31 protein-coding genes are annotated in these 26,495 nt (G+C 71.8%); 19 read left to right on the forward strand and 12 right to left on the reverse strand.

Annotation, left to right across the window (positions count from 1 at the left end; all coding sequences use genetic code 11):
• Positions 1-160: 160 nt before the first annotated feature.
• The 10 genes from ADK67_RS32845 (at position 161) to mutM (ending at position 6,490) form a co-directional block, all read left to right on the forward strand.
• A complete protein-coding gene (locus ADK67_RS32845; protein WP_053720448.1) occupies positions 161-1,249 on the forward strand; it encodes an MBL fold metallo-hydrolase in 1,089 nt (362 codons plus the stop codon).
• 4 nt (positions 1,250-1,253) lie between these two features.
• Complete coding sequence (gene rsmD, locus ADK67_RS32850; RefSeq protein ID WP_053720449.1) at positions 1,254-1,820, forward strand: 16S rRNA (guanine(966)-N(2))-methyltransferase RsmD; 567 nt, start codon at positions 1,254-1,256, stop codon at positions 1,818-1,820.
• A 54-nt stretch (positions 1,821-1,874) separates the two neighbouring features.
• Positions 1,875-2,357 (forward strand): pantetheine-phosphate adenylyltransferase, encoded by a 483-nt coding sequence (gene coaD, locus ADK67_RS32855; protein ID WP_053720499.1) that lies wholly within the window; start codon positions 1,875-1,877, stop codon positions 2,355-2,357.
• Positions 2,358-2,422: 65 nt separating this feature from the next.
• Positions 2,423-2,851, forward strand: coding sequence for a ribonuclease domain-containing protein (locus tag ADK67_RS32860; protein WP_053720450.1), 429 nt, complete (start codon positions 2,423-2,425; stop codon positions 2,849-2,851).
• A gap of 87 nt (positions 2,852-2,938) precedes the next feature.
• On the forward strand, positions 2,939-3,655 hold the full coding sequence (locus ADK67_RS32865; RefSeq protein ID WP_053720451.1) for a DivIVA domain-containing protein: 717 nt from the start codon (positions 2,939-2,941) through the stop codon (positions 3,653-3,655).
• A 105-nt stretch (positions 3,656-3,760) separates the two neighbouring features.
• Positions 3,761-4,348, forward strand: coding sequence for a YceD family protein (locus ADK67_RS32870; RefSeq protein ID WP_053720452.1), 588 nt, complete (start codon positions 3,761-3,763; stop codon positions 4,346-4,348).
• A 2-nt stretch (positions 4,349-4,350) separates the two neighbouring features.
• Complete coding sequence (gene rpmF / locus ADK67_RS32875; RefSeq protein ID WP_053720453.1) at positions 4,351-4,533, forward strand: 50S ribosomal protein L32; 183 nt, start codon at positions 4,351-4,353, stop codon at positions 4,531-4,533.
• 29 nt (positions 4,534-4,562) lie between these two features.
• The gene (rnc, locus tag ADK67_RS32880) at positions 4,563-5,384 is read left to right on the forward strand and encodes a ribonuclease III (RefSeq protein WP_053720454.1); all 822 of its coding nucleotides are present in this window, start codon (positions 4,563-4,565) and stop codon (positions 5,382-5,384) included.
• 7 nt (positions 5,385-5,391) lie between these two features.
• The gene (locus ADK67_RS32885) at positions 5,392-5,622 is read left to right on the forward strand and encodes a hypothetical protein (RefSeq protein WP_053720455.1); all 231 of its coding nucleotides are present in this window, start codon (positions 5,392-5,394) and stop codon (positions 5,620-5,622) included.
• 10 nt (positions 5,623-5,632) lie between these two features.
• Positions 5,633-6,490, forward strand: coding sequence for a bifunctional DNA-formamidopyrimidine glycosylase/DNA-(apurinic or apyrimidinic site) lyase (gene mutM / locus ADK67_RS32890; RefSeq protein WP_053720456.1), 858 nt, complete (start codon positions 5,633-5,635; stop codon positions 6,488-6,490).
• A 10-nt stretch (positions 6,491-6,500) separates the two neighbouring features.
• Here mutM and ADK67_RS32895 read toward each other — a convergent pair whose 3' ends face one another.
• Positions 6,501-6,935 carry a MarR family winged helix-turn-helix transcriptional regulator gene (locus ADK67_RS32895; RefSeq protein ID WP_053720457.1) on the reverse strand — a complete coding sequence of 145 codons (435 nt, stop codon included), beginning with the start codon at positions 6,933-6,935 and terminating at the stop codon, positions 6,501-6,503.
• A gap of 254 nt (positions 6,936-7,189) precedes the next feature.
• Between ADK67_RS32895 and ADK67_RS32900 the strand changes: the two genes are divergently transcribed.
• Positions 7,190-7,867: a response regulator gene (locus ADK67_RS32900; protein WP_053720458.1), complete on the forward strand. Its 678-nt coding sequence runs from the start codon at positions 7,190-7,192 to the stop codon at positions 7,865-7,867.
• 26 nt (positions 7,868-7,893) lie between these two features.
• Positions 7,894-8,487, forward strand: coding sequence for a TetR/AcrR family transcriptional regulator (locus ADK67_RS32905; protein ID WP_053720459.1), 594 nt, complete (start codon positions 7,894-7,896; stop codon positions 8,485-8,487).
• A 4-nt stretch (positions 8,488-8,491) separates the two neighbouring features.
• Here ADK67_RS32905 and ADK67_RS32910 read toward each other — a convergent pair whose 3' ends face one another.
• On the reverse strand, positions 8,492-9,598 hold the full coding sequence (locus ADK67_RS32910) for an NAD(P)/FAD-dependent oxidoreductase (RefSeq protein WP_053720460.1): 1,107 nt from the start codon (positions 9,596-9,598) through the stop codon (positions 8,492-8,494).
• A gap of 68 nt (positions 9,599-9,666) precedes the next feature.
• Between ADK67_RS32910 and ADK67_RS32915 the strand changes: the two genes are divergently transcribed.
• A complete protein-coding gene (locus ADK67_RS32915) occupies positions 9,667-10,224 on the forward strand; it encodes a GNAT family N-acetyltransferase (RefSeq protein WP_053720461.1) in 558 nt (185 codons plus the stop codon).
• Here the strand turns inward: ADK67_RS32915 and ADK67_RS32920 are convergent, their stop codons facing one another.
• The 3 genes from ADK67_RS32920 to ADK67_RS32930 form a co-directional block, all read right to left on the reverse strand.
• Positions 10,225-10,686, reverse strand: coding sequence for a hypothetical protein (locus ADK67_RS32920; RefSeq protein ID WP_053720462.1), 462 nt, complete (start codon positions 10,684-10,686; stop codon positions 10,225-10,227).
• Between the two features lie 133 nt (positions 10,687-10,819).
• The gene (locus tag ADK67_RS51475; RefSeq protein WP_053720463.1) at positions 10,820-11,311 is read right to left on the reverse strand and encodes a hypothetical protein; all 492 of its coding nucleotides are present in this window, start codon (positions 11,309-11,311) and stop codon (positions 10,820-10,822) included.
• A gap of 32 nt (positions 11,312-11,343) precedes the next feature.
• Entirely contained in the window at positions 11,344-12,042 is a 699-nt protein-coding gene (locus tag ADK67_RS32930; protein WP_063797808.1) for a CAP domain-containing protein, read from the reverse strand.
• Between the two features lie 64 nt (positions 12,043-12,106).
• On the opposite strand from ADK67_RS32930, the gene ADK67_RS32935 reads away from it, so the two are divergent.
• The 4 genes from ADK67_RS32935 to smc are packed head-to-tail and all read left to right on the forward strand — an operon-like array spanning position 12,107 to position 17,422.
• Positions 12,107-12,403, forward strand: coding sequence for an acylphosphatase (locus tag ADK67_RS32935; protein WP_053720465.1), 297 nt, complete (start codon positions 12,107-12,109; stop codon positions 12,401-12,403).
• Between the two features lie 33 nt (positions 12,404-12,436).
• On the forward strand, positions 12,437-12,943 hold the full coding sequence (locus ADK67_RS32940) for a sigma-70 family RNA polymerase sigma factor (protein ID WP_082404192.1): 507 nt from the start codon (positions 12,437-12,439) through the stop codon (positions 12,941-12,943).
• The gene (locus ADK67_RS32945) at positions 12,940-13,593 is read left to right on the forward strand and encodes an anti-sigma factor family protein (RefSeq protein ID WP_053720467.1); all 654 of its coding nucleotides are present in this window, start codon (positions 12,940-12,942) and stop codon (positions 13,591-13,593) included. Before ADK67_RS32940 ends, ADK67_RS32945 begins: the two co-directional genes overlap by 4 nt.
• Positions 13,594-13,651: 58 nt before the next feature.
• Positions 13,652-17,422 carry a chromosome segregation protein SMC gene (smc, locus tag ADK67_RS32950; RefSeq protein ID WP_197289732.1) on the forward strand — a complete coding sequence of 1,257 codons (3,771 nt, stop codon included), beginning with the start codon at positions 13,652-13,654 and terminating at the stop codon, positions 17,420-17,422.
• A gap of 40 nt (positions 17,423-17,462) precedes the next feature.
• Here the strand turns inward: smc and ADK67_RS32955 are convergent, their stop codons facing one another.
• From ADK67_RS32955 to ADK67_RS32970, 4 genes are all read right to left on the reverse strand, one after another.
• Positions 17,463-18,161, reverse strand: a complete 699-nt coding sequence (locus ADK67_RS32955) for a lysophospholipid acyltransferase family protein (protein ID WP_053720468.1) — start codon at positions 18,159-18,161, stop codon at positions 17,463-17,465.
• A gap of 15 nt (positions 18,162-18,176) precedes the next feature.
• Entirely contained in the window at positions 18,177-18,512 is a 336-nt protein-coding gene (locus ADK67_RS32960) for a hypothetical protein (RefSeq protein WP_053720469.1), read from the reverse strand.
• A gap of 94 nt (positions 18,513-18,606) precedes the next feature.
• Positions 18,607-19,773, reverse strand: coding sequence for a cytochrome P450 (locus ADK67_RS32965; RefSeq protein ID WP_053720470.1), 1,167 nt, complete (start codon positions 19,771-19,773; stop codon positions 18,607-18,609).
• Between the two features lie 10 nt (positions 19,774-19,783).
• Positions 19,784-20,362: a maleylpyruvate isomerase N-terminal domain-containing protein gene (locus ADK67_RS32970; protein WP_231648453.1), complete on the reverse strand. Its 579-nt coding sequence runs from the start codon at positions 20,360-20,362 to the stop codon at positions 19,784-19,786.
• Positions 20,363-20,410: 48 nt separating this feature from the next.
• On the opposite strand from ADK67_RS32970, the gene ADK67_RS32975 reads away from it, so the two are divergent.
• Entirely contained in the window at positions 20,411-21,346 is a 936-nt protein-coding gene (locus ADK67_RS32975) for a GNAT family N-acetyltransferase (protein ID WP_053720471.1), read from the forward strand.
• 9 nt (positions 21,347-21,355) lie between these two features.
• Here ADK67_RS32975 and ADK67_RS32980 read toward each other — a convergent pair whose 3' ends face one another.
• Together ADK67_RS32980 and ADK67_RS32985 are read right to left on the reverse strand one after the other, a co-directional pair.
• Positions 21,356-22,915 (reverse strand): sodium:solute symporter, encoded by a 1,560-nt coding sequence (locus ADK67_RS32980; protein ID WP_053720501.1) that lies wholly within the window; start codon positions 22,913-22,915, stop codon positions 21,356-21,358.
• Positions 22,902-24,050, reverse strand: a complete 1,149-nt coding sequence (locus ADK67_RS32985) for an anhydro-N-acetylmuramic acid kinase (protein WP_082404194.1) — start codon at positions 24,048-24,050, stop codon at positions 22,902-22,904. The genes ADK67_RS32980 and ADK67_RS32985 overlap by 14 nt, the downstream gene beginning before the upstream one ends.
• 114 nt (positions 24,051-24,164) lie before the next feature.
• On the opposite strand from ADK67_RS32985, the gene ftsY reads away from it, so the two are divergent.
• Positions 24,165-25,511 carry a signal recognition particle-docking protein FtsY gene (gene ftsY / locus ADK67_RS32990; protein ID WP_053720472.1) on the forward strand — a complete coding sequence of 449 codons (1,347 nt, stop codon included), beginning with the start codon at positions 24,165-24,167 and terminating at the stop codon, positions 25,509-25,511.
• Positions 25,512-25,705: 194 nt separating this feature from the next.
• On the opposite strand, the gene ADK67_RS32995 is transcribed toward ftsY, so the two are convergent.
• The gene (locus ADK67_RS32995; protein WP_442974216.1) at positions 25,706-26,458 is read right to left on the reverse strand and encodes an IclR family transcriptional regulator; all 753 of its coding nucleotides are present in this window, start codon (positions 26,456-26,458) and stop codon (positions 25,706-25,708) included.
• Between the last annotated feature and the right edge of the window lie 37 nt (positions 26,459-26,495).

Genomic DNA, 26,495 nt, shown 5'->3' on the forward strand with positions numbered 1-26,495 from the left:
TGCTGGGCGCAACGGCGGGGGTGATGGCGGTGGTGTTGAGTGGTGGGGATTACTACTTCTTCCGGCGTGATGTGAGGCGGGCGGAGCGGGCTTGAGGGTGTTGGGCGCCACATAGCGGGCTTCGGGGAACCGAGGGGGTGGGGTTGGCGTTGGTCGGGGCATGAAGAAGGTCACCGCTGCGCTGTTCGCTCTCACGGCCGGTGCTGTCGCTTGGGCGGCGCGGGATGTGTCGTTGGCGTTGGGTGGGAAGCCCGGTGGGGAGCGGGTGCGGCGGTCGCCCCGGTATCGCGATGGGAAGTTCCACAACGCCGCCAGCACGCGGACGATGCCGGACGGTGCGGCTGGGACGGTGCGGGAGATGTTCTTCGGTGGGCAGCAGCGGCGGCCCGTCGGTGAGGTTCCGCTGATTCCGCCGGTGGTCGGGGCGGCGGACGGGTTGCACATCACTTGGTACGGGCACGCGTCGACGTTGGTGGAGATCGATGGGGCGCGGGTGTTGATCGACCCCGTGTGGAGCGATCGGGTGTCACCGTCGCAAATGGTCGGTCCGCGTCGGTTGCACTCGGTGCCGCACTCGTTGCGCGAGGTGGGGCGGGTGGACGCGGTGGTGATCTCGCACGACCACTACGACCACCTGGACCTGGCGACGGTGCGGGCGTTGACCGGGGACACGGACGCGGTGTTCGTGGTGCCGCTCGGGATCGGGGCGCACCTGCGCCGGTGGGACGTGCCCGAGCACCGGATCGTGGAGTTGGACTGGGACGAGTCGCACGAGGTGGCCGGCGTCACGTTGGTGGCCACGGCGGCGCAGCACTTCTCCGGCCGTGGTTTCCAGAGGGACAACACGCTGTGGGCGTCGTGGGTTCTCAAGGGGCCGCGGCACCGGGTGTATTACAGCGGTGACACCGGTTACTTCGACGGCTACAAGAGGATCGGTGAGGAGCACGGGCCGTTCGACGCCTCGCTGATCCAGATCGGCGCGTACGGGCCGGGGTGGCCGGACATCCACATGACCCCGGAAGAGGGCGTGGAGGCGCACCGGGACGTGCGGGGCGGCCTGTTGATCCCCGTGCACTGGGCGACCTTCAACCTGGCGTTCCACGACTGGTCCGAGCCGGTGGACCGGGTGTGGCGCGAGGCGAAGGCGCACGGGGTGCCGTTGGCCGTGCCGCGGCCCGGCGAGCGGATCGACGTGGAGCAGCCGCCGGAGGTCGACGGGTGGTGGCAGGCGCTCGCGGTGGGACGATGATCCGGTGACCAGGATTGTCGCGGGCGCCGCCGGTGGCCGCAGGCTGCAAGTGCCGCCGAAAGGCACCCGTCCCACTTCCGACCGCGTTCGCGAGGCGTTGTTCAGCTCGTTGGAGACGCTGGTCGACCTCGACGGCGCGGTGGTGCTGGACCTGTACGCGGGGTCCGGGGCGCTCGGGTTCGAGGCGTTGTCGCGGGGCGCGGTCCGGGCCACGTTCGTGGAGTCGGACAAGCGGGCTGCCGAAGTCTTGAAGAGCAACGCCAAGGTGGTCGCGCTGCCCGGCGCGACGGTCTTGAACCGGACCGCGGAGGCGGTGGTGGGCACGGTGGCGGAGGTGGCGTGCGACGTCGTCTTCGCCGATCCGCCCTACGCGGTGACCGACGAGCAGCTCAACCGGCTCCTCGCGGCGCTGGTCACGAACGGTTGGACGAAACCGGGGTCGCTGATCGTCGTGGAACGCGGCGCGCGGAGTCCTGAACCGATTTGGCCAAGCGCGGTGGAATCCTTGCGCAGCAAGCGATACGGCGACACGGCGCTGCACTGGGCCGAACAGGTCGCCGCCGACGGGTGATGCCGACCACGCACCGGAGTGGACGCGTCCGATCGGGTGCTACCGTCCGAAACCATGACGCGTGCCGTGTGCCCCGGCTCCTACGACCCGGCCACCAACGGACACCTGGACATCATCGGCAGAGCGGCGAAGCTCTACGACGAGGTCGTTGTCGCCGTGCTCATCAACAAGACCAAGAAGACGTTGTTCTCGGTCGAGGAGCGCACGGAGATGCTGCGCGAGGTCACCTCGCAGTGGCCGAACGTCCGCGTCGACTCCTGGCACGGCCTGCTGGTCGACTACTGCCGGGAGAACGACATCCAGGCCATCATCAAGGGCCTGCGCGCCGTCAGCGACTACGACTACGAGTTGCAGATGGCGCAGATGAACTACCAGCTCAGCGGGGTCGAGACGCTGTTCATGCCGACGAACCCGATCTACAGCTTCCTGGCCAGCTCCCTGGTCAAGGACGTGGCCACCTACGGCGGTGACGTGACGAGCCTGGTGCCGCCGTCCATCAAGGACCGCCTCACGGCCCGGCGCGCAGAGGGTCGCTGACCGGTCACGGTCCGTTAACGCGGCGACCGCCTTCTTGTCGCCCGGCGTGGTTACCGTTCGCCGGCATGAGCGAGATCACATCGCGCACCGCGAAGGTGCTGCTCTCCCTGCTGCTGGTCCTCGCGGGCACGTTCACCACGTCCACCCAGTCGATGGCGGCCGAGTCGGTCGCGGTCGCGCAGGCGGCCTGCGGTGACACGTCCGGCTTCCGGAAGGTCGCCCTGTCCGGCCTGCCGAGCCAGGCCACCGACACCGTCCGGCTGATCCAGCGGGGCGGGCCGTACCCGTATCCGCAGGACAACCAGACCTTCTACAACCGCGAGGGCATCCTCCCGGCCTGCTCGACCGGCTACTACGAGGAGTACACGGTCCGGACGCCGGGCGTCTCCACGCGCGGCGCGCGGCGGATCGTGACCGGGAACGCCACCCCGAAGCTGTACTTCTACACCCCGGACCACTACGCGAGCTTCGTCCTGGTGGACATCACCCGGTAGCCGGACACGCCCTGCCGATCTCCCGGCGGCGACGAGATCGGCAGGGCACACTAGGACGGGTACTGCTGTGGGCGCGAGGAGTGTGACGTGTACCGGGTGTTCGAGGCCCTCGACGAGCTGGTCACGATCGTCGAGGAAGCGCGTGGCGTGCCGATGACCTCCGGGTGCGTCGTGCCGCGCGGCGACGTGCTCGAACTCCTCGACGACGTGCGCGACGCGATCCCCGCGGAGCTGGACGACGCCCAGGACGTGCTCGACCACCGCGACGAGCTGGTCGGCAAGGCCCAGCACGACGCGGACCAGGCGCTGAGCAAGGCGCGGTCGGACGCAGAGCGGATGGTCGCCGAGGCGCAGCACGAGGCCGAGCGGATGCTGTCCGAGGCGCGCGCGCGTGCCGAGCGGATGGTCGCCGACGCGGAGGACCAGGCGCAGCGGACCGTCTCCGCGGGCCGCCAGGAGTACGAGGACCTGGTCGGCCGGGCGCACGCCGAGGCCGACCGCATGGTCCAGGCGGGCCGGGCCAACTACGAGCGCGCGATCGAGGAGGGCCGGGCGGAGCAGGCGCGCCTGGTCGACGGGACCGAGGTCGTGCAGGCCGCGCACGCCGAGGCCGCCCGCGTGCTGGACGCCGCGCAGACGGAGGCCATCCGGCTGCGCAGCGAGTGCGACGCGTACGTGGACGGCAAGCTGGCCGACTTCGAGGACCTGCTCGCGCACACGCTGCGCAGCGTCGGGAAGGGTCGCTCGCACCTGCGCGGCCCGGCCGTCGCGAGCGCCGCCGCGCCGTTCGACTACCACGAATAACCCGACCGGACGACGCCCCGACCAGCCGATTTCACGCGGACGCCCGTTGTCCCGTACCCTTGACCGGCTGGTCGTGGTAAGTCCCCGACGGCAACACCAAACATCATGTCTGAGCATCGTCACGCCTCCGCGCGTCCCACAGCGACCGGGCCCTGGGTCATCGACACCAGGGACCTCGGGCGTCGTGCGGGCTCCAGCCGCGGGTTGCGCAGGACGGTGCCCGCGGAGGGCGTCGGCCTTCTCGGCGTGATCGCGGTGCCGGCGGGGGGCAACGTCGAACTCGACCTCCTGCTGGAGTCGGTGGTCGAAGGCGTGCTCGTGACGGGCACGGCCGCGACGGTGGTCGAAGGGGAGTGCTCGCGCTGCCTGGAGCCGCTGTCCGCGGAGGTCGAGGTGGAGCTGACCGAGCTGTACGCGTACCCGGACAGCACCACCGACGAGACGACCGAAGAGGACGAGGTCAGCCGTCTGCACGACGACCTGATCGACCTCGAACCCGTGGTGCGCGACGCCATCGTGCTCGCGCTGCCACAGGTGCCGCTGTGCTCGCCGGACTGCCTCGGGCTGTGCGTCGACTGCGGCGGCAGGCTGGCTGATCTCGGCCCCGACCACGGGCATGAGACGATTGACCCCCGTTGGGCCGCCCTCCAAGAGCGGTTCGACGGGAATCGTGACAATCCAGAGGAGAACTAGTCGTGGCCGTCCCGAAGCGGAAGATGTCGCGCTCGAACACGCGCTCGCGCCGCGCTCAGTGGAAGACCAGTGCTGTGCACCTGGTGGCTTGCCAGAACAGGGCCTGCCGCCAGCCGAAGCCGCAGCACATCGCCTGCCCGGCCTGTGGCCAGTACGACGGCCGCCAGGTCGTCCAGCCGGCCTGATCACCCTCTGGCGAAGGTAGCGGCGAATCGTGGGGGGTAGGTCGTCGCGCGGTCGGTCCGCCGACCGCGCCCCGTTGCTCGAAGCGCTCGGCGTCCCGTTGGACGCCGAGCTGCTGACGCTCGCACTCACACACCGGTCGTACGCGTACGAGAACGGCGGACTGCCGCCGAACGAGCGACTGGAATTCCTCGGCGACGCGGTGCTCGGCCTCGTCGTCACCGATCACCTGTACCGCACGCACCCCGAGCTGCCCGAGGGGCAGCTGGCCAAGCTCCGCGCGAGCGTGGTGAACATGCACGCCCTGGCGGGCGTGGCGCGGGGTCTCGGCGACGACGGGTTGGGCGGGCACCTCCTGCTCGGTCGCGGCGAGGAGCTGACCGGCGGCAGGGACAAGGCGAGCATCCTCGCGGACGGCCTGGAAGCCGTCATCGGCGCGGTCTACCTGCAGTTCGGCATAGAAACCGCGCGTCAACTCGTTCACCACCTGTTCGACCCGTTGTTGGCCGAAGCGCCACTCCGGGGTGCTGGACTGGACTGGAAGACGAGTCTTCAGGAGTTGACCGCGTCCGCCGGTCTGGGCGTCCCCGAGTACCGGGTCGACGACCAGGGCCCCGACCACCGCAAGGAGTTCACCGCCACGGTGCTCGTCGGTGGTCAGCCGTACGGGACCGGTGACGGGAAGACGAAGAAGGAAGCCGAGCAGAAGGCGGCCGAGGCCGCCTACCGCGTGCTGCACGAACGGGTCCGCGCCGAGGAGACCGGCGCGTCCGGGAACGGCCACGCACCCGGCTCGGCCACGCAGGCTTCAACCCAGGCTTCACCTCAGGCTTCACCTACTAAGGAAGACTGACGCCGAAATGTATGCCACGAACGTCCGGACGAACCGGCGCGCGCGCCACGCGCGTCCGTCCCGCCCGCTGAACGCCAGCCGCAACGGCGGCATCCAGGGCCTGGTCCTCGTGCGCGACACCGCCCAGGCGGGCGGCTGGATGCTCAAGCCGACCAAGCCGCAGGCCGCCGCCTACGAGATGCTCGAAGAGCTGGAGCGTGCCGAGGCCGCCGCCGCCGAGCACGAGTCCGAGGACTGATCACCCGCCGGTGCCCGAGCTGCCCGAGGTAGAGGTCGTCCGCCGAGGTCTGCACGAGCACGTCGCGGGGAGGACCGTCGACGCGGTCGAAGTCCTCCACCCACGCGCGATCCGCCGCCACCTGCCCGGTGCGGCGGATTTCGCCGTGCGCCTGACCGGTCAGCGACTGGAGGCCGCGCGCCGGCGCGGCAAGTACCTGTGGGTCGACCTGTCGGGTGGCGACGCCATGCTCGCGCACCTCGGCATGAGCGGCCAGATGCTGGTCCAGCCCGTCGACGCGCCGGACGAGAAGCACCTGCGGGTGCGGGTCCGGTTCGCCGACGGCGGCCCGGAACTGCGCTTCGTGGACCAGCGCACGTTCGGTGGTCTGGCGTTGGCGGAGATCGTCGAGGTCGACGGCGCCCGGCTGCCGCAGCCGGTGGCGCACATCGCGCGCGATCCGATGGACCCGGCGTTCGACCCGGACGCGGCCGTCGCGGCGCTGCGGAAGCGGCGGACCGAGGTCAAGCGCGCCCTGCTCGACCAGACGCTCGTCTCCGGCGTGGGCAACATCTACGCCGACGAGGCGCTGTGGCGGGCGAAGCTGCACGGGTTGCGGCCCACGGACAAGCTGACCAGGGCCAAGGCCGCCGAGCTGCTGGCGCACGCCACGCGGGTGATGTACGAGGCGCTGGGTGAGGGCGGCACGTCGTTCGACGCGCTCTACGTCAACGTGAACGGCCAGTCGGGCTACTTCGACCGGTCCCTGGCCGTGTACGGGCGGGAGAACGAGCCGTGCCGGCGGTGCGGGACGGCGATCAGGCGCGAGCCGTTCATGAACCGCTCGTCCTACTCGTGCCCGCGGTGCCAGCCCCGGCCGAGGGGCTGACGGCCGGGGGTCACCGGGCCGGGTCGGCGAGCCTGCGCAGCAGCGGCGTCACCGATCTCAGCGTGTCGCGCTCCTCCGGCTCCAGCCGGGAGATCCGCTCGGACAGCAGCTCCGCCTCGCCGTGCGCGAGGGACAGGATGGTGTCCCGCCCGAGGCCGGTCAGCTCGACGATCGTCGCCCGCCCGTCGGCCGGATCGGATTCGCGCCGCACCAGGCCGCTGGATTCCAGGCCCGTCACCACCGTGGTCGCCGTCGGCTGCGAGCACAGGGCCCGCACCGCGATCTCGCCGATCCGCATCGGTCCCTGCGACGCGAGTTCCGCGAGCACGAGCAGCTGCGTGGGCTGCAGGCGGCGCACGGACGCGGACTGGCGCAGACTGCGGATCAGCCGGTGCACGGCGACCACGAGTTGTAACGCGTCCTGATTAGTCACACTGGTGGTCATCAGACCTCCTTGTGGCTCACCGTGAGTGAGCAAGTGTCCGAATTCGGACAGGACATTCGCACTATCGCAGTACGGCTGTCCAGAGAACGGATTCATTCGCACCCGGATGTACTCACCCTTTCCGCACCGATGCGGAGAAGGAACCGTCAAAACGGCATAAAGGGTGAACAGGGGCGCATCAAGGGTCCGTCAGGAAGTTCGCCGAACGTAGTCGGGCACGGCGGCCGCGCGCGGCCCGGGCGTAGTGTCTCAGCGTGACAAAGGTGCTGGTCGTCGATGACGAGCCGCAGATCGTGCGGGCGTTGCGGATCAACCTGTCGGCCCGCGGCTACTCGGTCCTCACCGCGCACGACGGCACGACGGCGCTCAGGGCGGCGGCCGAGGGCAAGCCGGACGTGGTGGTGCTCGACCTCGGCCTGCCGGACGTGGACGGCACCGAGGTCATCGCGGGACTGCGCGGCTGGACGACCGTGCCGATCATCGTGCTGTCCGCGCGGGTCGACTCCGCCGACAAGGTGGAGGCGCTGGACGCGGGCGCCGACGACTACGTGACCAAGCCGTTCGGGATGGACGAGCTGCTGGCCAGGCTGCGGGCGGCGGTGCGCCGTTCGGCGGTGGTGGACGGTGAGGACGCGGTCGTGGAGACGGCGTCGTTCACGGTCGACCTGGCGGCGAAGAAGGTGCGCCGGGCGGGCGTCGAGGTGCACCTGACGCCGACGGAGTGGGGCCTGCTGGAGATCCTGGCCCGCAACCGGGGCCGGTTGGTGGCGCAGAAGCAGCTGCTGCAGGAGGTGTGGGGGCCGGCGTACGCGAAGGAGACCCACTACCTGCGCGTCTACCTGGCCCAGTTGCGGCGCAAGCTGGAGCCCGAGCCCGCGCACCCCCGGCACCTGGTGACGGAGCCCGGCATGGGCTACCGGTTCGAGCCCTAGCGCACGTCCGGAGAGGGAGTCATCCAGTGGCGACATCGCCCCGGCGGCCGTACCACCACGGGGACCTGCGCGCCGCCCTGGTCACGGCGGCCCGCTCGCTCGTCGTCGCCGAGGACGCCGAGGGCCTGACCCTGCGCCGGGCCGCCGCGTCGGCCGGTGTCTCGCACACCGCGGCCTACCGGCACTTCGCGGACAAGGCCGCCCTGGTGGCGGCCGTGATGGCGCAGGGCTTCGACGAGCTGCGCGCGGCGGCCGAGGCGGTGTCGGGCGGGCCGCGTGACCGGCTGCACGGGATCGGCCGGGCCTACGTGGCGTTCGCGGTGGCCAACCCGTCGCTCTACCGGCTCATGTTCGGCGGCGAGGTGCCGCGCCGGGACGTGCACGTGGAGCTGTCCGCGTCCGAGCAGCGCGTGCACGCCCTCCTGTCGTCCGCCATCGCGGCGGCGCAGGAGTCCGGCGAACTGGCCGTGCACGACGTGGCGGACGTGACCGTCCTGATGGCCTGCGTCCTGCACGGCCTCTGCTCGCTGGTGCTCGCGGGACAGCTGCCCGCCGAGCGGTCCGCCGACGTCGCGGACACGGTGCTGGCGCTGGTCGACTCCGGTCTCGCGGCCCGCTGACCGCTCAGCCCGCGGGCATGGTGGGGTGGCTCTGGAAGAACAGCGCGCTGCGCACCACGAGTTCCTTGGTCAGCGCCGCCGCCCGGCCGGTCAGAACGCGCTCCTTCGGGTTGTCGTCGGCGTCCACGAACTGGATCAGGCCGTCGCGGCGACCCAGGCTGACGCACCGGATGCGGTACCGGAAGTCGAGCCGGTCGGCCGGCGCGTCACCGCCGAGCCGCTTCGCCAGCGCGCGCATCGCCTGCTGCGCCGTCGGCAGGCCGGTCGCGCACGCCATGCGCAGTTCGAGGCCGTCGTGCCGCTTCATCGCGGCGGCGTCGCCGATGCCCTGCACGTCCGGGTGCGAGATCGACGTCAACGTCTGGTCGACCAGCATGCGGCCGTGGCCGTCCACCGCGAACCCGGCCCGTGCGGCCAGGCCCGGCACGGCGAACCCGGCCGTCCAGACGACCGCGTCGGCGGCGACCAGCTCGCCGGTGTCGAGCACGAGGCCGTCGGCGCGGACCTCGGCGACGTGCGCGTGGTCGCGGACCCGGACGCCGAGCCGGTCGAACACCTTGCGCAGGTGCCGCCTGCCCTTGTCCGACAGGTCCTCGCCGAAACCGCCCGCGGTGACCAGCCGCACGTCCAGGTCCGGGCGCGACTCGGCCAGTTCGGAGGCGGCCTCGATGCCGGTCAGCCCACCGCCCATGACGGCGACCGTGCGCGCGGTCTCGAGGGCCGCGGTGAGCTTCTCGGCGTCCTCCTGGGTGGAGACGGCGTGCGCGTGCTCGGCCGCGCCCGGGACACCGTCGAGGTTCGCGTGGCTGCCGAGGGCGTAGACCAGCCGGTCGTAGGCCAGGGTGCCGTTGGTGAGTTCGATCTTGCGCGCGTCGGGGTCGATGTCGGTGACCCGGTCCACCACCAGCTCGACGCCGGTGCCCTTGAGGACGTCGGCGAGCCGGACGTCGCGCAGCCGCTGCCCGGCCGCCGACTGGTGCAGCCGGACCCGCTCGACGAACCGGTCGCGCGCGTTGACCAGGGTGACCCGCGAGTCGGTCCACTTCGCCGCCAGCCTGGCCGCGGCCAGACCCGCGTACCCCGCGCCGACCACCACGATGTGCTCTGCCATGTCGAGCTCCTTTCGCTGTGAGAGGAGCGAGACGGGAGCGCCGAGTGTGACGGCTTAGGGTGTGAGGCGTGTCACCCGTGTCCGTGCTGCACACCTGGCAGGTCCCCGAGCCGACGCTCACCGCCGTGCGCGCGCTGCTGGACGAGGCGTTCGACGGCGAGTTCGGCGACGAGGACTGGGAGCACACGCTGGGCGGCGTGCACGTCCTCGTCCGGGACGGCGACGAGCTGATCGGCCACGGCGCCGTCGTGCAGCGCCGGTTGCTGCACGCACCCCGGGTCGTGGATGGCCCGCACGCGACCCGCGCGCTGCGGGTCGGGTACGTGGAAGGTGTCGCGGTGCGCGCGGACCGGCGTCGCCGAGGCGTCGGCGGGGTCGTGATGTCGGCTCTGGAGGACGTCGTGCGCGGCGCGTACCCCCTCGGCGCGCTCAGCGCGTCGGAGGACGCACTGGAGTTCTACGCGGCTCGGGGGTGGCAGCGGTGGCGGGGGAGGACGTTCGCCATGACGCCCACCGGGGTGGAGCGCACCGAGGAGGAGGACGACGGGGTCTTCGTCCTGCCGGTCGTGCCGCTCGACCTGGCGGCCGACCTCACCTGCGACTTGCGGGACGGCGACGTCTGGTAGTCACGGCGTGCCGTCCGTCGTGGTCGGCGCGGTGACGGTGGTCGACGCGGAGGACGACGGCGACGGCGGCTGGTAGGACGTCGGCGGGTTGCTCGGCGGCTGGGTGGTGGACCGGGTCTCGGACGACGTCGCCGCGACCGACTCGGGGGACCGGGCCGCCTGCTCCGCCTGCCGCTCCGGTGTCGCGCCCGCCGGCTTGCCCGGTGGCTGCTCGCCCGCGCGCTTGGACACCGTGACGACCAGGGTGGCCGTCCTCCCGTTCGGCGCGGCGGCGTTGTTCGGCGTGTCCGTCGTGGTCAGCACCTCGACCCGCGGCTCCGGCGGTGGCACCGCCGCGGGCCCACCGGTCAGCACCGACGCCAGGGTGGCGATCACGGTCGCGACGACGGCGCCGCCCGCGGCGAGCAGCACGACCGCGGTGAGCTTCTTCTTCGGCGGCGCTGCTTGGTCTTCCTCGAACACACCATCTCCCTGTGGGGGATCCGGACGGATGGTCAGTGTTCGAGTTATCGGCGGGTCATGCCGCGTGCCTCAACGTTCGAGCGGTCCACCACACAATGGTGTGGCGGACCGTCACCCGCGGCGGATGATCTCGTTACGCGCCCGCAGGCGGCACGGTCGACGTGGTGGTCGTGGTCGTGGTGGTCGTCGTGGGGATCGTGGTCGTGGTCGTCGTCGGGGGGACCGTCGTCGTGATCACCGGCGGCGTCGTGGTGGTCGTCGGCTGGGGCTGCGGGTCGTCCACGACCGTGGTCGTGGTGGTGCCGTCCGGCCGGGTCACCGTGGTCACGCGGGTGCGGCGCGACGTGGTCGTCGTCGTGGTGGTCTCGGTCGTCGTGGTGGTCGACTCCGCGGTGGTGGTCAAGCTGACCGAGGAGGACGACGACGTGCGCGGGGCCGTGCTGAGGGTGCTGCGGGACACGACGTCCTCACGCGGCAGCTGGTCGCCGGACGACGCGTCGGGGGTCGCGCCCGCCAGGGACGCGATGGTGGCGAAGATCGTCGACACGGCGACACCGGACGCCGCCAGCAGCACGTGGGGTGACACGCGCGGGCGGGTGCGCTCGGGCTCCGGGGACTCGTACAACGGTTCTCCCAAGGTCTGTCGGACGTCGTCTTCTACCAGCCGAAGTTCTGGGTCCAGTACCAGCCGCGGGTGTCCAGACCCACGCCGATGGTGGTGAACCCGCAGTTCAGGATGTTGCGGCGGTGCCCGTCCGAGTTCATCCAGGCCCTCATGACCTGCTCGGCGGACCGCTGGCCCATGGCGATGTTCTCGCCGCCCGGGCTCGGGTAGCCCGCGGCGCGCATGCGCTGGGCGAAGTCGACGCCCTCCGGGGTGGTGTGCGAGAAGTAGTCGCGCTGCGCCATGTCGGCGCTGTGGCCCTGCGCGGCCTCGACCACCCGTTCGTCCACCTTCAGCGGCTTGCAGCCGGCGAGGTCGCGCGCCTCGTTCACCAGGGCGACGACCTGCTGCGCCTGCGGCACGTCGGCGGGGGTGGTGGTCGTCGGCTCCGGGGACGGCTCGGCCGTGGTGGTCGTCGTCTCCGTCGTCGTGGTGGTGGTCTCGGTGGTGGTCGTCGTCCCGGTCGTGGTCTCCGTGGACGGCGGCGCTTCGGTGGTGGTCGGCAGGAGTTCCGGCTCACGGCTCTGCGCGGGCCCGCCGACACCCCCGACCCCGCCGACGCCGATGTTGTCGGAACCGCTGCGCTGTGCTGCGCTTTCCCCGACGAACGGGGCGAGCTGTTCCGGGTTGGCGACGGCGACGCCGGTCGCACCGGCCGCGCCGAGGAGCAGGCCGACGAGTCCGCCGATCACGGATCGGTTACCGCGCCGTGCTGTCACGGTCGCGCACCGTACCACTAACGGGTGAAATGACAGGATGGCTCTTGTGGCTGGAGTAGAGCAGACCGTGCGCCTGACCGCCTGGGTGCGGGGCCACGTGCAGGGCGTCGGCTTCCGGTGGTGGACCCGCGCCAGGGCACTTGAGCTGGGACTTGTCGGTTCGGCGTCCAACCTGCGTGACGGTCGGGTCGAGGTGAACGCCGAAGGGTCCGAAGCCGCGTGCCGGGAACTGCTGACTGCGCTGCGTTCCGGCGATACCCCCGGTCGGGTGGACTCGATCGTGGAGCGCTGGTCGGAGGCCCGCGGCGGCCTCACCGGTTTCGTCGAGCGTTGAACGCCGAGGGGCCCGATGGCGTAGTACATCGATGTGGACCGTGGCGAAGATGTCGTCAGGCAGCTGTACGGCCGTTGGCGCGGCCCGCTGCACGGCTACGTCCTGCGTCTGGTCGGCGGTGACCACCAGCAGGCGGAGGACGTCGTCCAGGAGACGTTGCTGCGGGCCTGGCGGCACGTCGACGAGCTGACCCCCGCCGACGCGGGTCCGTGGCTCTACACGGTGGCCAGGAACCTGGTGATCTCCGGTTTCCGCAAGCGCGGCGGCCGCAACTCCGAGGTGCCGATCGAACCGGGCGACCTGCCGCCGGTCGCGGACGAGGTGGAGCACGTCCTGCAGAGCTGGCAGGTGGCCGAGGTGCTGCGCGGGCTCAGCGCCGACCACCGCAACGTGGTGGTCGAGCTGTACTACCGGCGGCGCTCGGTGGCGGAGGCGGCGGCGGTGCTGGGCATCCCGCCCGGCACGGTCAAGTCGCGCTGCTTCTACGCCCTGCGCGCGCTGCGCGACGCGTTGGAGGAACGCGGGGTGACCGAGTCATGAGCTGTGCGCAGACGGTGGCGCTCGGCGCCTACCTGCTCGGCTCGCTCGACCCGGCGGAGCGGTCGTCGTTCGAGCGGCACGCGCGCGGGTGCGCCGACTGCCGCCGGGAGATGGTGCGGCTCGCGCCGCTGCCCGGGCTGCTCGGCCAGGTGCAGCTGTCGGACCTGGAGCTGCCGTTCGACGACCCCGCGCCCGACCCCGACCTGTGGCCGCTGCCGCCCGGACCCGAGCCCGAACCGGAGCCGGCGCACGGGCGGGCACGGCGGCGGTGGCCGGTGCTGGTGGGCGCGGGCGTGCTGGCGGTGCTCGTCGCGTTCGGCGTGGTGGTCGTGCCGCGGCTAGTCGGCGGCGACGGACCGGCCGTCACCTGGCACGCCACCGACGCCGCGTCCGGCGTGGTGGCCAGCGCGGACCTCGTCGGCAAGTCGTGGGGCACCGAGCTGTGGATGAGCATCGAGAACATGCCGAAGGGCTTGAGGTGCAAGCTGATCGTCCACGACCGGTCCGGGCGGACGGAGATCGGCGGCTGGTGGGGCAGCGACCACGCGCCGGACGAGCGCATCCCCGGCGCCACGTCGTTCCCGGTCGACCAGATCGAACGGCTCGACCTCGTGGTCGACATGGAGGTGCTGGTCTCGGTCCGGCCGTGATCGCGCAGGTCAGCGTGCCCACGACTGGTTCGAGGCCCACACGGGTACTCTGCCCCGCGTGCACCTCAAGAGCCTGACGCTGAAGGGGTTCAAGTCCTTCGCCTCGGCTACCACGCTGCGCTTCGAGCCGGGCATCACCTGCGTCGTCGGACCGAACGGCTCAGGCAAGTCGAACGTGCTCGACGCGCTGCGCTGGGTCATGGGCACGCAGGGCGCGAAGGACCTGCGCGGCGGCAAGATGGAGGACGTCATCTTCGCCGGCACGTCCGGCCGCGCGCCGCTCGGCCGCGCCGAGGTGACGCTGACCATCGACAACTCCGACGGCGCGCTGCCGATCGACTACGTCGAGGTGTCGATCACCCGCCGGATGTTCCGCGAGGGCGCCACCGAGTACGAGATCAACGGCAACTCGTGCCGGCTGATGGACATCCAGGAACTGCTCAGCGACTCCGGCATCGGCCGCGAGATGCACGTGATCGTCGGCCAGGGCCAGCTCGCCGCGATCCTGGAGTCCAAGCCCGAGGAGCGGCGCGCGTTCGTCGAGGAGGCCGCGGGCGTCCTCAAGCACCGCAAGCGCAAGGAGAAGGCGCTGCGGAAGCTGGAGGCGATGCAGGCGAACCTGACCCGCCTGACCGACCTCACCGCCGAGCTGCGCCGCCAGCTCAAGCCGCTGGGCAAGCAGGCCGAGATCGCCCGCCGCGCGCAGGTCGTGCAGTCGGAGCTGCGGGACGCCCGGATGCGGCTGCTGGCCGACGACCTGGTGACGCAGCGCGAGGCGTTGGCGCGCGAGGAGCAGGACGAGGCCGTCGCCCGCGCCCGCCGCGCCGAGGTGGAGAAGACGCTGCAACAGGCCCAGGTGCAGCAGAACGAGCTGGAGGACCAGGTCGCGGCCGACGCGCCGAAGCTCCAGCAGGCCCAGGACACCTGGTACCGGCTGTCGGCGTTGGAGGAACGGCTGCGCGGCACCGTCCGGCTCGCCGTGGAACGGGAGCGGCACCTGTCGGCGGCGGTGGACGCGCCGCGCGGCGGGCGTGACCCGGACGAGCTGGAGGCCGAGGCCGAGCAGACCGCCGAGCTGGAGCAGGAGTTGCAGGACGGCGTGACCGAGGCCCGGGTGGGTCTGGCGGAGGCCGTGGAGACGCGGGCCGAGCTGGAGCGCATGGTGTCCGCGGCGGAGAAGGCGCACCTGGCCGCCGTGCGGGCGATCGCCGACCGGCGCGAGGGCCTGGCCCGGCTGTCCGGGCAGGTGGAGGCGCTGCGGTCGAAGACGAGCGCGACCGCCGAGGAGATCGAGCGGATGTCGGTCGCGCTGTCCGAGGCGGTCGAGCGGTCCGAGGTCGTGCAGCAGGAGCTGGCCGAGGCCCAAGAGGTGACCGGGACCGAGGACGAGGACGACGTCGGCCTGGACGAGCGGCACCGGCTGGCCGTCGAGGCGGACGACGCCGCGCGCCGCCGGGTCGAGGAGCTGGTCAAGGCCGAGCGGACGGCCGAGCGCGACATCGCGTCATGGAAGGCGAGGGTGGACGCGCTGTCGCTCGGCCTGACCCGCAAGGACGGCGCGGGCGCGTTGCTGGCGTCCCGGCTGCCGGGGTTGCTCGGGTCGGTCGCGGCGCTGCTGACCGTGGAGCCGGGCGCGGAGGTCGCGCTGGCGGCGGCGCTGGGCCCGATCGCGGACGCGGTCGCGGTGGCGTCCGGCGCGGACGCGGTGGCGGCGTTGGAGCTGTTGAAGGAGCAGGACACCGGCCGGGCCGGCGTGCTGGTGGGTGGCGCGCCGGTGAGCGTCGACCGGTCCGGGTGGCCGTCGTTGCCGTCGGGCGCGCGGTGGGCCGTGGACGTGGTGCAGGCGCCGGAACCGCTGCGGCCCGCGTTGCACCGGGCGTTGGACAAGGTCGTCGTGGTGGACTCGCTGGCCACCGCGCGCGGGTTGGTGGACGCGCACCCGTCGGTGCGCGCGGTGACCCGTGACGGCGACGTGCTCGGCGCGGACTGGGCGGTCGGCGGTTCCGGGCGCAGCCAGAGCGTCATCGAGGTCCAGGCCGCGGTGGACGAGGCGTCGGAGAAGCTGGCGCTGGCGGAGCGCGCGTTGGAGCAGTCCACGGCGGCCCTGGAGGGCGCACGGGCCGAGCAGCAGGCGCGGCGGGCCGAGGTCGCCGCGGTGAAGGAGCAGCTCAACGAGGCCAAGGTGCGGCGCGCCCGGTCGTCGGAGCGGCTCAACCGGCTGGCCGCGGCGGTGCGCTCGGCCGAGGCCGAGGTGGAGCGCGTGCGGGCGCAGCGGGCGAAGGTCGAGGCGGCCCGCGAGGAGAACCTGCTCAAGCTCGGCGAGCTGGAAGAACGCCTGCTGGTGGCCGAGGAGCAGCCGCTGGACGACGAGCCGGACACCTCCCACCGCGACGAGATGGCGGCCGAGCTGGCCGCCGCGCGTCAGGGCGAGGTGGACGCCCGGCTGTCGTTGCGGACCGCCGAGGAGCGGGCCCGGGCGTTGCAGGGCAAGGCGGAAGGGCTGCGCCGGGCGGCACGGGCCGAGCGGGAGGCGCGGGAACGTGCCCAGCGCGCGCACGCCGCCCGGGCCCGTGGCGCGGTCGTGGCGAAGGCCGTGGTGCGCGGCGGTGAGGTCGCGCTGGAGCGGATCGCCGCGTCGTTGGGCCGGGCTGCCCGTGAACGTGACGCGGCGCAGGAGCGCAAGGCGCAGCGCGAGACGTACCTGGCGCAGGTGCGCAACCTCGTCCGCGAGATGTCGGTGGAGCTGGAGAAGCTGACCGACGCCGTGCACCGCGACGAGGTGCTGCGGGCCGAGCAGCGGATGCGCATCGAGCAGCTGGAGACCAAGGTCGCCGAGGAGTTCGGCATCGGCCTGGACGACCTGGTCGCCGAGTACGGCCCGGACGTGTTCATCCCGCCGTCGCAGCAGGAGCTGGCCGAGTACGAGGCGGCGAAGGAGCGGGGCGAGCCGGTGACCGCGCCGCAGCCGATGCCGTACGACCGGGACACGCAGGCGCGGCGGGCCAAGCGGGCCGAGCGGGACCTGTCGCTGCTGGGCAAGGTCAACCCGCTGGCGCTGGAGGAGTTCGCGGCGCTGGAGGAGCGGTACAAGTTCCTGTCCAACCAGCTGGAGGACATCAAGGCGACGCGGCGCGACCTGCTGACCGTGGTGAAGGAGGTCGACGACAAGATCCTGGAGGTCTTCACGTCGGCCTACGAGGACGTCGCGCGCGAGTTCGAGATCGTGTTCAAGGTGCTGTTCCCCGGTGGCGAGGGACGGCTGGTGCTGACCGAGCCGGACGACATGCTCACGACCGGCATCGAGCTGGAGGCCCGGCCGCCGGGCAAGAAGGTCAAGCGGCTGTCGCTGTTGTCGGGTGGCGAGAAGTCGCTGGCTGCGGTGGCGATGCTGGTCGCGATCTTCCGGGCGCGGCCGTCGCCGTTCTACGTGATGGACGAGGTCGAGGCGGCGTTGGACGACACCAACCTGCACCGGCTGATCAGCCTGTTCGAGCAGTTGCGCGAGCACTCGCAGCTGCTGATCATCACGCACCAGAAGCCGACGATGGAGATCGCCGACGCCCTGTACGGCGTGTCGATGCGCGGTGACGGCATCAGCCAGGTGATCTCCCAGCGCCTGCGCGGCGAGGACAAGCCGAAGCGCGCCAAGGCCGCTCCGAAGGCCGTTGCGGCAGCGGAGGTCGCGCCTGAGGCAACCGTCGACGCCGTGCCGGAGGCGGAGGTCGCGCCGGACGTCGACGCGGTGCCGGAGGTCGAGGTCGTGCCGGACGCTGAGGCCGTGCCGGAGATCGAGCCCGTGCCAGAGCCCGACTCGGCTCCGCCCGCCTAGCGGAACGGCCGCCGCGACCGGCGGCCGTCCATCAGGTTGTTCAGCGGTCGTCGAGGCGTTTGGCTTCTTCCGGCGTGGGCGCGGTGCCGCCGAGGTGGGCCGGTTGCCACCACTGGCCCTCGCCCGACTCCGGGTAACGGGCCTGCGCGTCGTCCACCAGGTCCTGCATCCGCTCGCGCAGCGCGGCGTCCGTGGTCGGCTCCACCGGCTCGCCGACGATGATCGTGATCGGCACGTGCCGCTGGGTCAGCGACTTCGGCCTGCCCTTCGTCCACAGGCGCTGCGTGCCCCACACGGCCGTCGGCAGCAACGGCACACCCGCCTCGGCCGCCAGCCGCACGGCGCCGCTCTTCACGTCCTTGACCGTGAACGACCGGCTGATCGTGGCCTCGGGGAAGATCCCGACGATCTCGCCGGACCGCAGCGCGTCCAACGCCTGCTGGTAGGACGCCTGCCCGGCGGCCCGGTCCACCGGGATGTGGTGCATCCCACGCATGAGCGGGCCGGACACGCGGTGCTTGAACACCTCGTGCTTGGCCATGAACCGGACCAGCCTGCGCGCGGGCAGCGCGCCGTAACCGGCGAAGATGAAGTCGAGGTAGGAGACGTGGTTCGAGGCCAGCACGGCCCCGCCGGTGGTCGGCACGTGCTCCGCGCCCTCCACGGTGATCCGCATGTCGAGCACGCGGAACATCAGTTTGGCCGCGGCGATCACCGGCGGGTACACGCGATCTGGCATGAACCCCAGCGTACGTTACTCGTCAGTAGTGCGATCGTGTTCGCGCACCACGCGTGGAACGCCGGCCAGGTCCTCCTCATTGCACAGCAGCTTGAGGGCGTAATACGGCGAACCCTTGGTGTCGTCGTAGTCCAGGTGGACCGCGATCACGTCGACCGCTTCACCGAGCCAGTCCTGTGTCTGCCGCAGCCAGGAGGCCGCGCGCTCCAACGCGCTGGGCAGGTCGTCGTCGCGGAACTCGACCGGCCGGTAGGGGACCTCCTGGACGGTGTCCCGCTGGTTGGCAGGCATCGGTAGGTCTACCGCCACCCCGCTGTCGTTGAGTTCGAGTTGGATCGTTTCCTCGCTCACGCTCCCCAGGGTTCCCCAACGCGAAACGCGCGGCAATAGATGTCGGTCATCGGTGACGTCGCGTCGGCGTGTCGGGACCCGCTCACCGGCGCCGTCAGACGCGCACCGGCAGCTCGGCCAGACCGCTGACCAGGACCCTCCGCCACGCCAGCTCCTCGACCGGCCGGGCCGCCCGCAGCCCCGGGAACCGCCGCAGCAACACCAGCAGCGCCTCCCGCAGCTCGATCCGCGCCAACTGGGCGCCGAGGCAGAAGTGCGGTCCGGCCCCGAGCGCCAGGTGCTGGTTGGGCGTGCGGGCGAGGTCCAACGCGTCCGGTGCGGCGAACGCGCGCGGGTCGCGGTTGGCCGAGCCGATGGACGCCATCACGCCCTCGCCCGCCCGCACGACCACGCCCGCGACCGCCACGTCCTCCAGCGCCACCCGCAGCTGCCCGACCTCGCTGAGCCGGGTGAACCTCATCAGCTCCTCGACCGCGCTCGGCACCAGCGCCGGATCGTCCACCAGCCGTGCCCACTGGGACCGGTCGCGCAGCAGGGTGGCGACGAAGCTGGTGATCTGGTTGGCCGACGTCTCGTGCCCCGCGACCAGCAGGTTCAACGCGAACGCGACCAGCTCGTCGTGCGTCAGCGGCGTCGCGCACAGCTCGTCGAGCAGGTCGTCCGACCGCGGCTGCCGCCGTTTCTCCGCGACCAGGCCGCCCATGTACTCGACCAGGCTCGCCATCGCCGCCTCGACCCGCGGCTGCTCGGACAGCTCCAGGCTGTACGCGAGCTCGATCCACCCGCGGAACCGCTCCCGGTCCTCGAACGGCACCCCCAGCAGCGTGCAGATGACCTGGATCGGCAACGGCAGCGCGTACACCTGCCGCAGGTCCGCGCCGTCCACCACGTCGTCGGCGAGCCGTTCGCACAGCTCGCGCACCCACGGCTGGGTCCGGGAGATCGACCGGTGCGAGAACGCGCCGGACACGAGCTTGCGCAGCCGGGTGTGCTCGGGCGGGTCGGTGGTCGGCAGGGTGCCGGGCAGCGGCCGGGACACGCCCACCCGGGGCGCGCCCGCCGCCACCACGCCCGCCCGGGAGAACCGCGGGTCGGCCAGCACCAGCTTCACGTCGTCGTAGCGGGTCACCAGCCACACCTCGTCGCCCGCGAGCGTGCGGACCCGGACCGCCGGCGACTCCTCCCGCAGCCTCGCCCACGTGGGCGAGGGGTCGAAGGAGAAGGCGTCGGCGAAGGGGATGTCGAGGACGTCGTCCGTCATGACCTCGACGCTAGGAGCCGAGGGGAGCGCAGTGCCAGCGCCATCCGGTGAGCTTCGGCAGGTCGTCGAGCGGCGCGCGGCCGTTCGCCCACAGCAGCGTCCGCGCCGGGTCCCGGTCGGCGGGCGCCTCGGGGAACATCCTGGTCAGCACCTTGCGCGCCAGGTCAGGCGGCAGCTCGAACTCGCACCCGAGGCCGCGGGCCGCGTCGTGGGTGTGCACCAGCATCTCGTCGCACCCCATGCCGGCGAAGCCCGCCGCGTCCGTCACACCCCACGGGTGCCAGCCGCGGCCGTCCGCCGGCGTGGCGTCGACCACCGCCGCCAGCACCGACGCGAACGACCGCAGCGTGCGCACGAGGTCGGCGGGCGGCGAGTCGGGCTGCACGTCCAGCACCACCGTGCCCAGCTCGACCGGCCCGCTGGCGAGTTCGGTCGTGTACCAGAGCAGGCAGTCGGCGGCGTGGGCGACGGTCTGCGCGACCGTCCAGTCCATCCCCGGCACGACCGCCTTCCAGTCGCCCTCGACCGCACCTTCGAGGAACGCCGCGCACCGCTCGGCGACCTCCGTCACGTCCCGTCCGTTCAGCACCGAAAACTCCCTCGCGTTCAGCCGACCTCGCGGGTGACCATTCCAGACATGTACGACATCCGTCCCGCCGCCCAGGACGACCTGGACGCCGTCCTCGCGCTGGTCCTGCGGCTGCAGGCCGACGACGCGCACCACATCGGCTACCTCGGCGAGACGCTCGGCGACATCTCCGCGGAGCTGGCCGAGTTCGAGCCGGACTGGGCCGCGTGCACCGTGGTCGCCACCGACGACTCCGGCTGGGTCGTCGGCGCGCTCAGCGTCGAGGTAGACGCCGAGTCCGGCCGCGCCTACCTGCACGGACCGTTCGTCGACGTGCCGGTCAACCACCCGGCGGGCAGCCGGATCTGGGACCAGACCGCCGACGCGCTCTACACGGCCGCCCTACCGCTGCTCGACGGCGTCACCGACCGCGAGCTGCTCGGCCACACCGGGCACCGGCGGCTGGCCGCGTTCGCCGAACGGCACCGCTTCGCCGCCGCCCGGGCGTGCGGGATACACGTCCTCGACGGCGACGGCCTGCGCGGCCTGCTGCTGCGCGAGGTGAGCTGCCCGCGCACCGGGCCGGCCCGCGAGATGCGGGTCCTGCCGACCGACCCGGCCGTGCACGAGGCGGTGGCCGTGCTGCACGAGCGGTGCTTCCCCAAGACCTACCTGTCCGGGCGCAAGCTCGTGGACGCCGCCCGACGGCACACCGTGGTGGTGGCCATGGACGGCGACCGCGTGCTCGGCTACGCGTCGGGCAAGGCCGAGCCGGGCGAGTTCTACCTGGACTTCGTGGCCGTTGAGCCGGACGTGCGCGGGCAGGGCGTCGGCGCGGCGCTGGTCACCGAGCTGGTCTGGAAGCTGGCCGAGAAGTCCGGGGCACGACCGCAGGCCGCCGCCGCGATACTGGCCGGCAACCGCTCGTCCCAACGGCTCTTCGACCGGCTCGGCTTCCGCCTCCACCTCGAACTCGTCGCCTACCGCGCCAACGCCGCCGCCTGAGCCCTCCGACTAGGACGCCTTGGCCGACATCACGTCGTCCTGCACGTCCGGCGGCTGGTAACCCTTGTGCCGCAAGGACATCAGGCCGCCGACGACCAACGTCACCAGCACGCCGAGCACCGTGTACCAGGGATAGGCCAGCGACACGATCTTCTGCGCGGGCGCCGCCGGCGAGAAGTCGATCGCCAGGGTCGCCTCCGGCCCGACGAACTTCACGCCCAGGATCACGAACGCCATCACCACCACCGTGACGACGAACGCCACGATCGCGTCGAGCTCCTTCGCCTTGCGGAACACCAGGCCGAGCAGGAACGCGCCGAGCAGCGCGCCGTAGGTGAACCCGGCGATCGACAGCCCCTGCTCGACGATCGGGTTGCCGCGGCGGGTCAGCGTGGCGAACAGCCCGGCGCACACGATCAGCAGGCCGGCCCAGACCACCGTCCAGATCCGACCCTGCTTGAACACCTCGGCCTCGCTCATCGGCCGCCGCACCACGCGCTGCACGATGTCCGTCACGGTCGAGGAGGCCAGCGCGCCCAACGACGACGACAGCGCCGCCGCCAGGATGCCCGCGATCACGAACCCGGACAGGCCCGACGGCATGTCGTTGACGATGAAGTTGGCGAACAGCTCGTCGTTGTTGTTGAGCCCGAGGTCCTTGACCGGGTTGGCCGCCTTGTAGAACGCCCACAGCATCACGCCGATGAACAGGAACAGCGCGAACTGGAGGAACACCACGACACCGCTGGCGATCAACGCCTTCTGCGCCGACCGCACGTCCTTGGTGGCCATCAGCCGCTGGACGATGAGCTGGTCCGCGCCGTGCGATGCCATGGACAGCACCGCGCCGCCGATGAACGCGACGACGATCGCGTACGGCGAGGTGAACGCGCTGGCGTTGAAGTCGAGGATCTGGAACTTGCCCGCGTCGGCGGCACTGGCGAACCACCCGTCGGGCAGCTTGCCGTTCAGCACCAGGATCACCGCGAACGCGCCGACGACGTACCAGAGCATCTGGATCGCGTCGACCCACACCACGGCCCGCACGCCGCCGAGGAAGCTGTAGACGACCATCGCGACGCCCAGCGCCGCCACGATCACCCAGTACGACAGGTCCACGCCGTACGCGACGAGCACGACCTTGATCGGGATGGCGGTGGCGAACAGCCGCAGGCCGTCCGCGAGCAGCCGGGTGACGAGGAACGTGAGCGACGCCGTGCTCTGGATGTTGCGCCCGAACCGCTTGCCCAGGAAGCCGTACGCGGTGATCAGCTCGCCCGCGATGTACTTCGGCAGCAGCACGAACGACACCACGATCCGGCCGATCAGGTAGCCGACGGCCAGCGACAGGAACGTCATCGTGCCCAGGTAGGCGACCGTCGGCACGCTCAGCACGGTCAGCGTGGACGTCTCCGCCGACACCACCGACACGCACACGACCCACCACGAGATGCGGCGCTCGCTGACGAAGTAGTCGGTGGCGGAGCGCTGGCGCCCGGCGATCCACACGCCCAGCAGCGGCATGCCCACCAGGAACAGCACGATGATGCCGACATCAAGTGCGCGCATGGTCTCCTCCATCCGATTGCCGCTCACGGCGGCGGATCGTCAATCCCGTCACGGCGGTGATCACGGGCTCGGGCAGGCGCAGCGGGTAGCGGCCGGGGGTGATCGACCCCAGCGGTCGCGGGCCGGCGGCGCCGGTGGCGGACGGCACGTTCGCGGGCAGACCGTGCCAGGTCAGGAAGCCGAGCAGGGCGGCGAGGTACGCCTCCTTGCCGTCGGCGGGCAGTCCCAGTTCGTCGCTCGTGCGCAGGTCCACGTGCCGGCCCAACGACTCGACCAGCACGGGGTTGCGCATGCCGCCGCCGGAGCCGATGACGGTGCCCTCGCACTCGGCGGCGATCGTGCGCGCGGTGAGTTCGGTCAGCGTGGCCAGCAGGTCCTCGGCCGGCATGGTCAGACCCTCGGTGACGCGGTCGAGGTAGGCGCGGTCGAAGTGCTCCTTGCCGGTCGACTTGGGCGCGGGGAGGGCGTAGTACGGGTCGGCCAGCAGGCGGTCGAGCAGTTCGGTGTGGACGTGGCCGCGGCCGGCGAACTCGCCGTCGGTGTCCTGGTTGCGCAGGCCGCCGGACAGCACGGTCATCGCGGCGTCCATGAGCGCGTTGCCCGGTCCGGTGTCGTAGGCGACCACACCTTCGGGCGAAACTTTGGTGACGTTGGCGATGCCGCCGATGTTCAGCGCGGTGGCCGGTCCGTCGAAACCGGCCAGCCACAGCGCGTCCAGGGTGCTCGCCAGCGGCGCGCCGTGACCGCCCGCGGCGACGTCGCGCACCCGCAGGTCGGCCACCACCGGCAGCCCCGTGGCTTCGGCTATCCACGCGGGCTGGCCCAGCTGGAGCGTGCCGAGGCAGCGGCCGTCCTCGACCCAGTGGTGCACGGTCTGGCCCAGCGACGACACCAGGTCGCCACCGTGCCGGGCCTGGTACTCGGCGGCGACCTCGGCGAACGCCCGGCCGAGCCCGGTGTCGAGCACGCACAGGTCCGCGGCGCTGGTCGGTGGCCTGCGCAGGTCCTCCGGGAACGGGCGCTCGGCGTGCTCCACGGGGGTCAGCACGACGGTGCGGCCGTCCAGGGACAGGTCGACGACGGCCACGTCGATGGCGTCCATCGACGTGCCCGAGATGAGCCCGATCACCCTCACGCCCTGTGGTCTATTCCACACTGCACGCCGGCGCAAGAGTGTTCGTTGGAAAGTTGCCTGAAATCAACCTGGTTCGTCGATCGTCAACATACGCTGGCGTGCGAGGATTGCGCCGTGTCCACCACGTCCCTGATCTGGATCATCGTCGTCGTCGCGGCACTGCTCGCGGTCGCCCTCGTGACGGGCGTCGTGCTGGCGCGACGCCGGCGGATCAGCATCACCGAGCCCGAGCAGGACAAGCCGGCCAAGGGCGGTTACCAGGCCGGCGGCGCGATCACGTTCAACGCGCCCCCGCCGCCGCCGGTGGCGGAACCGACGAGACCGGCCGAGCCCGTGGAGCGCGCCGGCGCGACGCCCGCTCCCACTCCGGCGCCCGTCGAGCCTGTCGAGCACCCGGTCGCCGAGCGCACCGAGGTCGACGGCCAGCCGGGGGTCGGTGACGACGCGGCGGTGCCGCGCGACTCGGTCAAGCGCGGGTTCGTCGAGGTGGACCTGCCCGAGGCGGCCTCCGAGATCGAGGAGATCGAGCCGACCTCCGGCCGGTTGGAGCGGCTGCGCGGGCGGCTGTCGCGGTCGCGGTCGACGTTCGGGCAGAGCCTGCTGGGGCTGCTCGGCGCGGGCGACCTGGACGAGGACTCGTGGACCGACATCGAGGACACGCTGCTGATGGCCGACCTCGGCGCGGCGATCACGGACCAGATCGTCACGGCGCTGCGCGAGCAGATCGTGGCCCGCGGTGTGCGCACGTCCGAGGACGCGCGGGCGTTGCTGCGGGACGTCCTGGTCGACGCGCTGCACCCGGAGATGGTCCGCGCGGTGAACGCGTTGCCGCACGCCAACGGCTCCGGCGGCGTGAAGCCCGCCGTGGTGCTGGTGGTGGGCGTGAACGGCGTCGGCAAGACCACCACGACGGGCAAGCTGGCCCGGGTGCTGGTGGCCGACGGCCGCACCGTGCTGCTGGGCGCGGCGGACACGTTCCGCGCGGCGGCGGCCGACCAGTTGGAGACGTGGGGTTCGCGCGTGGGCGCGGCGACCGTGCGCGGCGCCGAGGGTGCGGACCCGGCGTCGGTGGCGTTCGAGGCGGTGAAGCAGGGCGTGTCCGACGGGGTCGACACGGTGCTGATCGACACCGCGGGCCGGCTGCACACCAAGACCGGCCTGATGGACGAGCTGGGCAAGGTCAAGCGCGTGGTGGAGAAGCAGGCGGAGGTCGACGAGGTGCTCCTCGTGCTCGACGCCACCACCGGCCAGAACGGCCTGACCCAGGCGCGGGTGTTCGCCGAGGTGGTCGACGTGACCGGCATCGTGCTGACCAAGCTGGACGGCACCGCCAAGGGCGGCATCGTGTTCCAGGTCCAACGCGAGCTGGGCGTCCCCGTCAAGCTCGTCGGCCTGGGCGAGGGCGCCGACCACCTGGCCCCCTTCGAACCCACCGCCTTCGTCGACGCCCTCCTGAACTAACCCCGCGTGTCGAACGTTCAGCGCTCGCGTGTCGAACCTTCAGGTCCCGCGTGTCGAACCTTCAGGACCCCCGAATTCAACGCTCAGGCGCAACTCCCGCGACGCGAACGTAGAACTCGGGGGTCCTGAGCGTTCGACACGCGGGGCCTGAGCGTTCGACACGCGGGGCCTGAGTGTTCGACACGCGCGGTTGGTTAAGGGTGGGAGTGGGTGGAGAGGCGGGTGGCGGTGGCCAGGACGGCGGGGACGATGCGGGCGACGGAGTCCTTGGTGAGGCGGCTGTCGGGGCCCGAGACGGAGACGGCGGCCAGGGTCGGTGCGCCGTGCAGCGGGACGGCGACGCAGCGCACGCCCAGTTCCTGCTCGCTCTCGTCCAGCGCGTAGCCCTGCTCGGCGATCTGGTCCAGGGACGCCAGCAGCTCGTCGGCGTCGGTGATGGTGTTCGGCGTGTACGCGGGCAGGCCGGTGCGGGCCAGCAGGGCGCGCACCTCGTCACGCGGCAGCTGCGAGAGCATCGCCTTGCCCACCCCCGTGCCGTGCGGCAGCAGCCGGCGGCCCACCTCGGTGAACATCCGCATCGAGTGCCGTGACGGCACCTGCGCCACGTACACCACCTCGTCGCCGTCAAGCACGGCCAGGTTCGCGGTCTCCTCCACCTGGTCGACCAGCTGCGCCAGCAACGGCCGCGCCCACGTGCCGAACTGCCGCGACGCGGTCTCGCCGAGCCGGATCAGCCGGGACCCGAGCGTGTACCGGCGGTTGCTGTTCTGCCGCACGTACCCCAGCGTGACAAGGGTGCGGATCAGCCGGTGGATGGTCGGCAGCGGCAGGCCGGAGGTGGCGGCGAGCTCGGACAGGCTCGCCTCGCCACCCGCGTCGGCCAGGCGTTCCAGCAGGTCGAAGGCGCGTTGGAGCGACTGCACGCCGCCCGTGGACTCTCGTGCCACCGACACCACTCCTTCGTTGCCGTTCCGCGTGGTGAAA

It is taken from the genome of Saccharothrix sp. NRRL B-16348 (genome assembly GCF_001280085.1).
Taxonomy (GTDB): Bacteria; Actinomycetota; Actinomycetes; order Mycobacteriales; family Pseudonocardiaceae; genus Actinosynnema.